This window comes from Ruegeria sp. AB8 (genome assembly GCF_056542605.1).
On the sequence record NZ_JBQGAB010000074.1, the window covers coordinates 1 to 2080 of the forward strand.

At 54.8% G+C, this 2080-nt stretch carries 2 protein-coding genes; one reads left to right on the forward strand and one right to left on the reverse strand.

The window, feature by feature from the left end; genetic code table 11:
- Nucleotides 1–303: 303 nt before the first annotated feature.
- Nucleotides 304–1656, reverse strand: a complete 1353-nt coding sequence (locus tag ACR0CG_RS23710) for an IS1182 family transposase (protein WP_480527955.1) — start codon at nucleotides 1654–1656, stop codon at nucleotides 304–306.
- Here ACR0CG_RS23710 and ACR0CG_RS23715 point away from each other — a divergent pair.
- Nucleotides 1540–1869: a hypothetical protein gene (locus tag ACR0CG_RS23715; protein ID WP_480527957.1), complete on the forward strand. Its 330-nt coding sequence runs from the start codon at nucleotides 1540–1542 to the stop codon at nucleotides 1867–1869. The two genes, ACR0CG_RS23710 and ACR0CG_RS23715, sit on opposite strands and share 117 nt — an antisense overlap.
- Nucleotides 1870–2080: the final 211 nt, after the last annotated feature.

A 2080-nucleotide genomic window follows, 5' to 3' on the forward strand; every position in this document is an offset into this window, starting at 1 on the left:
TGGGACGCTCCCCTTGAGTGGGTATCAATGATCTGAATGAAAAAGCCCGTCGTCCGACGCTAAACAGAACCCATTGGAAATCAACCTTAATATGCAATTGCCAACAGGAAACAATCCTGGATTTACAGCCAGAAAGAACGACCATAAGCAACTAGTATCACCGTATTAAACGGCTGCTTCTTGTCGCGGCCTTGGTTTTCACGCTGATGCAGCGAATGGCGGCTTCCCGCCGATTCTGTTGAAAAACAACGTGTTGCAGTCGCAGAATGGGGTGACCTGAGCACGGCACGAGCGCCTTTCTGGTCAGGCGTTTCGCGTTTGCTGCGGTGCGGGAAAGATTTTCGCCAATTTGCGGAGGTTCTGGGCGGTGGCGGCGAGGAGGAATTCGTCATTTGCGCCGCACGGTCCACGTAATCGGAGCCGTCCAAGGCCTAGGATGCGCTTGAGGTGGGCGAAGAGCATCTCAACTTTCTTTCTGAGCTTCATCGCAATCTGGTACTCTTCAGTTTTGGCCAGATCTCTGGCGACCTGGCGCGCATCTTCGTGCTCTTCGCGGGTGATTTTGCGTGCATCAGCGTTGGGGCAGCATCTTTGTTTGGACGGACATACCTGGCAGACTTCTTTCAAGGCGCGATAGCGGGCTGTGCCCTTGCCCGACGGCCCCCGGTTTGGATCAGAGTAATTCCGGCGGAACTGTTTAAGCGCGTGACCCTCTGGGCAGATATATTGATCATGCTCAGCGTCCCATTCGAAGTCTGTGCGTGTCCAGGTGCCGTCGGGGCGTCCGGCCTTGTCGATGACCGGGATGTAAGGATCGATCTTGCGATCCACGAGCCAGCCGAGCATCGGGCCTGAGCCGTAGGCGGTATCGGCGATCATCCAGTCGGGGACGAGGTCGAACTTGTCCTTCACCCGGTCCAGCATCGTCTTTGTCGACCCCACTTCGGCTTGCCGGATGGATCTGGTCGCTTCCACATCCACAATCACGCTGTGATCTGTATCAACGAGGTAGTTATCAGAGTAAGCAAAGAAGGCTGGTGCCTTGTGCGCCGCTGTCCATTGGCTGGCAGGGTCCGAATATGAAATGAACTTAGGCTTGACTGGCGAGGCAGCACCAAACGCGGCCTCATCCAGGGTTTCCAGATATTCCCGAACAGCGCGCGGTGCGGTCTTGGCATCGATCTGTGCAGCATCCCATTCTTCTTGTGACGCTGAATACTGCTTGGTCGCTTCTGCCTCAATCAAGCTGGCATCAATCGCCATACGCTGGCCGCTGACCAAACCTTCTGCGATGCACCGCGCCACTGTCGTTTCGAACACGTGCCGCAAGAGTTCACTCTCGCGGAACCGACCATGGCGGTTCTTGGAAAAGGTAGAGTGATCCGGCACTCGATCAGTCAGATCGAGGCGACAGAACCAGCGATACGCAAGGTTCAGGTGCACTTCTTCGCACAACCGCCGTTCCGACCGGATGCCAAAGCAATAGCCCACCAGCAGCATGCGGATCAGCAACTCGGGATCGACGGAAGGGCGACCAGTATGACTGTAAAAATCCGCCAAATGATTGCGGATACTACTCAGGTCAACAAATCGATCAATCGACCGCAGCAGATGATTGTCCGGGACATGTTCCTCCAGGGAGAACTCATAGAACAGCTCAGCCTGAGTTTCCTGTTTTGGTCCCATCATCATCCAAACTCCCATTCAATAAGAGAATTGAATCAGCCAGATGGCCTTCGATCAAGACAGAGTTTTTCAACAGAATACGAGCTGCTAATGCAGCAATCTTACCTCGCGGTCAAGGTCGACTCTGGGCTGTCTCCGGAGATCCGCAAAGTCTGGTGTTTGCGATTGGCGGACGTTGCATAAGCCCTTGGCGCGTTCAGTCCTTTGGTCCCGCCGTAGTGATGGCCCAACCAACATTGATACCATATCTACGTCTGGCCGCCGCTTACAGCGTTAGATTTATTGCTCTTGCGCGACGCAGCTACCGCTAGGGCAACGATCCTTCGGCGGTATTCAATCACCCCCCTCAATGACAAACTCTACAGCGGCTCGAACACCGTCTGCGGTTGTGGTG